13 protein-coding genes and 1 tRNA gene are annotated in these 6,252 nt (G+C 33.4%); all 14 read left to right on the forward strand.

Annotation, left to right across the window (positions count from 1 at the left end; genetic code table 11):
- Positions 1–533: hypothetical protein (locus tag ACI3VO_RS15610; protein ID WP_439758799.1), on the forward strand; the 533-nt coding region annotated here is incomplete at its 5' end.
- A gap of 36 nt (positions 534–569) precedes the next feature.
- Positions 570–695, forward strand: a complete 126-nt coding sequence (locus ACI3VO_RS15615) for a hypothetical protein (protein WP_439758800.1) — start codon at positions 570–572, stop codon at positions 693–695.
- Between the two features lie 240 nt (positions 696–935).
- Positions 936–1,008 (forward strand) — tRNA-Met (locus ACI3VO_RS15620).
- A 478-nt stretch (positions 1,009–1,486) separates the two neighbouring features.
- A complete protein-coding gene (locus ACI3VO_RS15625; protein WP_439758801.1) occupies positions 1,487–1,633 on the forward strand; it encodes a hypothetical protein in 147 nt (48 codons plus the stop codon).
- Positions 1,634–1,675: 42 nt separating this feature from the next.
- Positions 1,676–1,990 (forward strand): hypothetical protein, encoded by a 315-nt coding sequence (locus tag ACI3VO_RS15630; protein ID WP_439758802.1) that lies wholly within the window; start codon positions 1,676–1,678, stop codon positions 1,988–1,990.
- A gap of 27 nt (positions 1,991–2,017) precedes the next feature.
- Positions 2,018–2,200 carry a hypothetical protein gene (locus tag ACI3VO_RS15635; protein WP_439758803.1) on the forward strand — a complete coding sequence of 61 codons (183 nt, stop codon included), beginning with the start codon at positions 2,018–2,020 and terminating at the stop codon, positions 2,198–2,200.
- A 519-nt stretch (positions 2,201–2,719) separates the two neighbouring features.
- Positions 2,720–2,863 (forward strand): hypothetical protein, encoded by a 144-nt coding sequence (locus tag ACI3VO_RS15640; RefSeq protein ID WP_439758804.1) that lies wholly within the window; start codon positions 2,720–2,722, stop codon positions 2,861–2,863.
- A gap of 51 nt (positions 2,864–2,914) precedes the next feature.
- Positions 2,915–3,073 carry a hypothetical protein gene (locus ACI3VO_RS15645; protein WP_439758805.1) on the forward strand — a complete coding sequence of 53 codons (159 nt, stop codon included), beginning with the start codon at positions 2,915–2,917 and terminating at the stop codon, positions 3,071–3,073.
- A gap of 653 nt (positions 3,074–3,726) precedes the next feature.
- Positions 3,727–4,068 (forward strand): hypothetical protein, encoded by a 342-nt coding sequence (locus ACI3VO_RS15650; protein WP_439758806.1) that lies wholly within the window; start codon positions 3,727–3,729, stop codon positions 4,066–4,068.
- A gap of 21 nt (positions 4,069–4,089) precedes the next feature.
- The gene (locus ACI3VO_RS15655; RefSeq protein WP_439758807.1) at positions 4,090–4,269 is read left to right on the forward strand and encodes a hypothetical protein; all 180 of its coding nucleotides are present in this window, start codon (positions 4,090–4,092) and stop codon (positions 4,267–4,269) included.
- Positions 4,270–4,602: 333 nt separating this feature from the next.
- Positions 4,603–4,728 carry a hypothetical protein gene (locus ACI3VO_RS15660; RefSeq protein WP_439758808.1) on the forward strand — a complete coding sequence of 42 codons (126 nt, stop codon included), beginning with the start codon at positions 4,603–4,605 and terminating at the stop codon, positions 4,726–4,728.
- A gap of 54 nt (positions 4,729–4,782) precedes the next feature.
- Positions 4,783–4,935 (forward strand): hypothetical protein, encoded by a 153-nt coding sequence (locus ACI3VO_RS15665; RefSeq protein ID WP_439758809.1) that lies wholly within the window; start codon positions 4,783–4,785, stop codon positions 4,933–4,935.
- Between the two features lie 507 nt (positions 4,936–5,442).
- A complete protein-coding gene (locus tag ACI3VO_RS15670) occupies positions 5,443–5,625 on the forward strand; it encodes a hypothetical protein (protein ID WP_439758810.1) in 183 nt (60 codons plus the stop codon).
- A gap of 242 nt (positions 5,626–5,867) precedes the next feature.
- Complete coding sequence (locus ACI3VO_RS15675) at positions 5,868–6,092, forward strand: hypothetical protein (protein WP_439758811.1); 225 nt, start codon at positions 5,868–5,870, stop codon at positions 6,090–6,092.
- Positions 6,093–6,252 lie beyond the last annotated feature (160 nt).

The following is a 6,252-nucleotide window of genomic DNA, read 5'->3' on the forward strand; positions in this document are numbered from 1 at the left end:
ATATGAAACTATTTGATATACTTGGAGGTAAAGTAGTAATTCACTCAGATGCTTTAGGTATCCCGTGCTTCAAAGAAGTATGGGATGCAGATAAAGCTGACAAAGAACACGCTACTAAAGTAATAAGCTACATAGTATTAAAGAATAAATGGGATAGTCCATATGTTCAGTCTATGAACAGTGATACTATAGAAGCTACGTTAAAGAAAGAAATATTTGGTGACACTAAATATGAACTAACAGATAAAGAGAATGACTGTGAAAGAATGTACAAAAGATTCTGTTATACACGTACTCTAGAAATGTTAGACAATATGAGATTAAAACTAGATAGTATCAGCAGATATTATAAAGAATCCCTAGATGATGAACTAGATGAAAAGAAGATTAAAGATCTATTAGCAGGTATGACTTCAGTAGGTAATGTGTTAAAGTCTATAGATACACTAGAAAATATGGTAAAAGCTGAAGAAGTATCAATAGGTAAAGTAAAAGGAGATTCTAAGATTAACCCATATGAGTTGGTTAAGTAATACAATAAACTACAACAATAAATTATATTAAACGTTATGGATAATAGTAATATTCGTATAAACATAGACCTTACTAAAGATAATGTACTTGACCAGATAGAAGTTGCTTCTAAGAGACTATATAAGAAGCCTTGGTACAAGAGAATTATTGGTTGGTTATAATTAAAATACACCGAACGTGGACGGTTAATTCCACGTACATTCCCCTATGGTGTAATGGCTAGCACAGGAGGCTCTAACCCTCTTAGTCTGCGTTCGAGTCGTAGTGGGGGTACCTGGGTCGCATCGGAGCGAATCGTAAATGCCTAAGTCACTTACTAATTGATCACTAGTAAATACAGCTAATGAAGGTCTGCAACGTAAGGCAGCTGCTTACAGGGTGTGCAGTATAAACCCTGAGCTTGTGGGGTGGAGCAGTTGGTAGCTCGTCAGGCTCATAACCTGAAGGTCGTAAGTTCGAGTCTTACTCCCGCAACAAAACATGGTTTATACATTTTGAATAAGCAGAGCAGGGTTCGTTAATTCGTGCCCTGCTTAATTATATAATTATATGAGTGAATTTTTTGAATTATTAGTATCATTACTAACAGGTTAGAAAGACATTAAAGACATACAGGAAGATGATAGACTTCACGAAGAAAATAAAGAATAGTAATAAGTTTAGGGAGCCGGTTCTAAGATATTTAGAAACCGGTAGTTATTGCTAGTTCCCTATTGGTACTAGTGAATACTTTTCTTTCTGGGATAAAGAAACAGATAGATGTTTAAATGGTTATACTGCAGAAGATGGAGATTACATCACTGGGTATAACTATTTTTATATCAATTACTGTCCTATATTACGTATTGTATATAAAGAAAAAACTAAAAAAGATGGCACAGTAGAATATATCAAATCAAGGCAACTGGAATTCCCGGACTTCTATGACTATGACTATTACTTTTTCTAGGCTATGCAAGAAGCAGAAGAACAAGGCAAACATTTATGCGTGCTAAAGAGTAGACGTAAAGGTTATTCTTATAAAAATGCTGCTATGGCGTGCAGGAACTATTACTTAATTCCTGGTTCTAAAACTTATATATACGCATCTAATAAGTAGTATCTTACAGAAGATGGTATACTTACTAAAGCATGGGACTATATGGACTTTATAGATAAGCATACTGCATGGGGTAAGAAGAGATCTGTAAATACTCAAATGCGTAAAAGAGCTGGTTTCTTTACTAAAGATGAATACGGTAATGAAATAGAAATGGGTTATAAGTCAGAAATTATTGGTGTTACTTTGAAAGATAATCCTGATGTAGTACGTGGTAAAGCTGGTAAACTAATTATATTTGAAGAAGCGGGTTCTTTTACAGAATTAGGTGCAGCTTGGCAGATTGCTAGACCTTCTGTAGAACAAGATGGTATAGCATTTGGTACTATGATAGCATTTGGTACTGGTGGTGATTAGGGTAGCCATTTTGAGACTCTAAAGAATATGTTTTATAATCCAGAAGGTTATAATTGTTTAGAGTTTGAGAATATATGGGATGAAGGAGTAAATACTAAGAAATGCGGATTTTTTATACCGCAATACACTAATATGGACGTTAGAGATGCTAACGGCAAAAGAATGTATATGGATGATGACGGAAATACTCTATTTAGACAAGCTCTGTAGTATGTACTAGATGAAAGAAAAATAGTAATAGAGAGTGCAACATCATCTGTAGCTGTAGATAGATACGTCGCGGAACGGTGTATAACCCCGCAGGAGGCATGTTTAGAGTTCGGAGGCAATATATTCCCAAAGAAAGAATTGTAGCAGTAGTTAGCTAGAATTAGAACACATAAAAACTTATAGAACCACAAATAGGTTGGAGATTTAACATTTGACACATCTGGTAACATTACTTGGATATAGAAGAAGACTGGAGATATAACACATTATCCATTAGAGAAGAAAGATGATCCTACAGGTTCTATAGTAATATGGGAGCACCCTGTAAAAGAAGCTCCTCCAGGTCTATATATAATAGGAGTAGACCCATATGATCATGATTAGGCTGGAACTAACTCTTTAGGTTCTGCTTTAGTATATAAAAGATTTTAGAATTTTGAGTCTTACTACGATATTATAGTCGCTGAGTATACTGGTAGACCTAACAGAGCAGAAGACTACTATGAAAATCTACGTAAATTGGCTTTATACTTTAATGCTAGGATAATGTACGAGAATGAACGTAAAGGCTTATTTCCTTACTTTACTACTAAACACTGTGACTACTTATTAGCTGATCAACCTGAAATAATAAACGATATAGTTGGCAACTCTAAAGTATAGAGAAGAAAAGGTTGTCACATGAATAAGTAGATAAAAGAGTGGGGAGAAGGTATGATAAAAGACTGGTTAAATGAAGAGTATGAACCAGGTAAAAAGAACCTAACTAAGATACTTTCAGAGCCCTTACTAGAAGAATTAATTAGCTATAATGATACAGGCAATTTCGACCGTGTAATGGCTTTAATGCAAGTAATGATATATAAAGAGTAGTTACATAACGTTATAGTTAAACATAAAAAAGAAACTGAAAAACAAAGAGTATTGTTTGAAGGTCCTATATTTGCGCAAGATTACTATTAGGATAATCAAAATGTACTCTTTAATGATAATGTGTACACATATACTAATTAATTATGAGAAATGTAAGTAGTTTTCCTATATAGAAGCTCTCTATGAGTAAAAAGACTAAGTAGTGGAAAGAAGACTGCGTTGACTATATCATAGGTACTGGCAATAGTTCTAATATGTTAGATCCTTTTATGAAACAAGGATCTAAAAGTGAAGAAGCAGAAATGCAATCATATTATAACTTATATAACAGCATATATGATGAAAAGGATTTGAAATACGTTACTAATCCTTTTAAATAGGACGATGGATTTCCAGCTACAGCGTAGGATTATAATATAATAAAGCCTAAAATAGATTTATTGTTAGGAGAAGAGACTAAACGTCCTTTTAACTTTAATGTATGCAGAACTAGTGATATAGCCGCTAGTGAAATGTAGGATAAAGCTAAGTAGATGCTAGAGAACTATATTATGTCATCTATAATGGCTAAGATGAGTCCCGAAGATCAATAGAGATATCAGCAAGGTCTGTAGAGTGGAGAAATAATGCCTCCTGAATAGATTGCTAGATACATGAATAAAGACTATAAGGACGTAGCTGAAACAGAAGCTTATCACGCTTTAAATTATCTAAAACGTAAGACTAATGTTACTCACGAGTTCTTTAAGGGCTGGAAAGATGCTTTAATAGCGGGTAGAGAGATATACTATACAGGAATAATAAATAATGAACCTGTAGTAGAGAGAGTAAATCCTTTATACTTTAAATGGGAGAAATCACCTGATATAGAGTTCATACACGAAGCTTCCTGGTGCTGTAGAAAGATGATCATGAGTGCATCTGAAATATATGACAGATTCTACGATAAACTTAGTGAAAGACAATTAAATGATCTTCTGGATATAGTAAATTAGAAGCCTGGTTCAGACTATAATATGAAAAAGAATTCTATAGATGACTATAATCATATTAAGTTTAACAGCATCAGTAGTATGACTGATAATCCTTTTGATAGTGATCATATTAATGTATGGCATTGCTGTTGGAAGTCGTATAAGAAAATAGGCTTTGTATCTATAGTAAATCCAGAAACGGGTGAGTTGGAACAGTTCTAGGTAGATGAACAATACAAAGTAAGCGGATTAGAAGAATCTGTAGAATGGAAATGGATTATAGAAGTATGGGAAGGTTATAGAGCTCACGAAGACTAGTACTTTGGAATTTAGCCTATATAGTACCAGCATATATCCGCAGATAACCCTAACTCTTAGAAATTACCTTATACTGGAGCAGTATATAATAATACTAATACTAGATCTAAGTCATTAGTAAGTATGATGAAACCTCTACAGTATATGTATATTGTAGTATGGTATAGATTAGAGTTAGCTATGTCTAGAGATAAAGGTAAAGTACCAGTTATTGATGTTACTTAGATACCTAAGTCTATGAATATAGATGTTAATAAGTGGATGCATTACTTAGGAGCATTAGGCGTAGCATTTATAAATCCTTACGAAGAAGGATGGGATATACCTGGTAGAGAAGGAGGTAAACCTGCTCAATTTAATTAGTTCTAGGCTTGGGATTTAACCATGTCTAATGTTATAGACTAGTATGTGAACTTAATGGCTAAAATAGAAGATATGGTATCTGAAATTACTGGCGTAACTAAGCAAAGAGAAGGAGCTATATCGTCTAATGAATTAGTAGGTAATGTAGAAAGATCTGTAATACAATCGGCTCATATTACTGAACCATGGTTCTGGATGCACAATTAGGTTAAGCAGCAAGTGCTTACTATGCTATTAGATACATCTAAGGTGTGTTGGAAAGATAATAAGTAGTATTTGAATTATGTATTAGATGATGCTACTAGAGCATTTATATAGTTAAGTGATGATTTCTTCTATGAAGATTTTGATATATTTGTAGATGATTCTACTAAGAATCAACAGCAAGTAGAAGCTCTTAAAAACCTTATGTAGCCAGCTATGCAGAATGGTGCTAGCTTGTTAGATATAGCCGAGATCATTACTATGGACAATATATCTATGATTAAGAATAGATTGTAGGAAATAGAAGATAAGAGAATGCAGTAGATGCAACAGCAACAGTAGGCAGAACAAGAAGCTCAGCAATAGATGATACAAATGTAGAATGAAGTTAAGGAAGAAGAACTTATGATTAAAGAAGCTGAAATGGATCTTAAGAAGTATGAGATTGATTAGAATAACGCTACAAAGATTACTGTTGCTCAGTTAAATGCTTATAGAGGAGCTGAAAATATGGATCAAGATGGTAACGGTATACCTGATCCATTAGAGATAGGAAAACAAGCTCTAGAAGAACGTAAACAGGCTTCAGATGAGGCTTCTAAACAAATAGAACTAAATAATAAGCGTAGAGAAGCTGAGATGAAGAGAGATATAGAAAATAAGAAAATACAGCTTGAAAAGGATAGAATGTAGCATGAAATGAAACTGCAGGAAGCCAAAGATAAAGCTGCTATGGAAAGAGAGTAGTTAAAAGCCCGCACTGCTCTCAAGAATAAAGTTACGGGCGAAAGTAAAAAATAACTTAAAATAATAGGAGATAATAATTATGGCATGTGGAAGTAAGAAGTCAGGCTCTAAGAAGTCTAGTAAGAAGAGTGGCAAGAAGTGCTAATTAATAAAGCGGGTGAATTGGCCCGCTTATAAAAATTAATACTATGAAATATAAGAATTTTAAGTTTGATATTTTTGGAGATACTTATAGAGTAATATATAAAGATAAAGTGTTTGATAAAGACCGACATGTATTAGGGCAAATTGATACAGCTAAAAATATTATTTATATAAGTACAAAAGATGCAGATGATAAAGAATTACCAGATAATGTAATACTTACTACATTGTATCATGAAATATTTCATGCAATATTATTTGCAGGTTAGTATAATAGCTGTGGAGAAGATGAACCGTTAGTAGAATGGCAAGCTAGATGTTTAAATGCTTTAATTAAATAGAATGTACTATGTCTAGGTTAGAAGATTTCAAAAGTAGAATGCAAGAAATAAAGCAGTACAAAAATGATACTGGTAAAGGATATTGGGA

This window comes from Intestinibacter sp., assembly GCF_051866655.1.
GTDB lineage: Bacteria > Bacillota > Clostridia > Peptostreptococcales > Peptostreptococcaceae > Intestinibacter.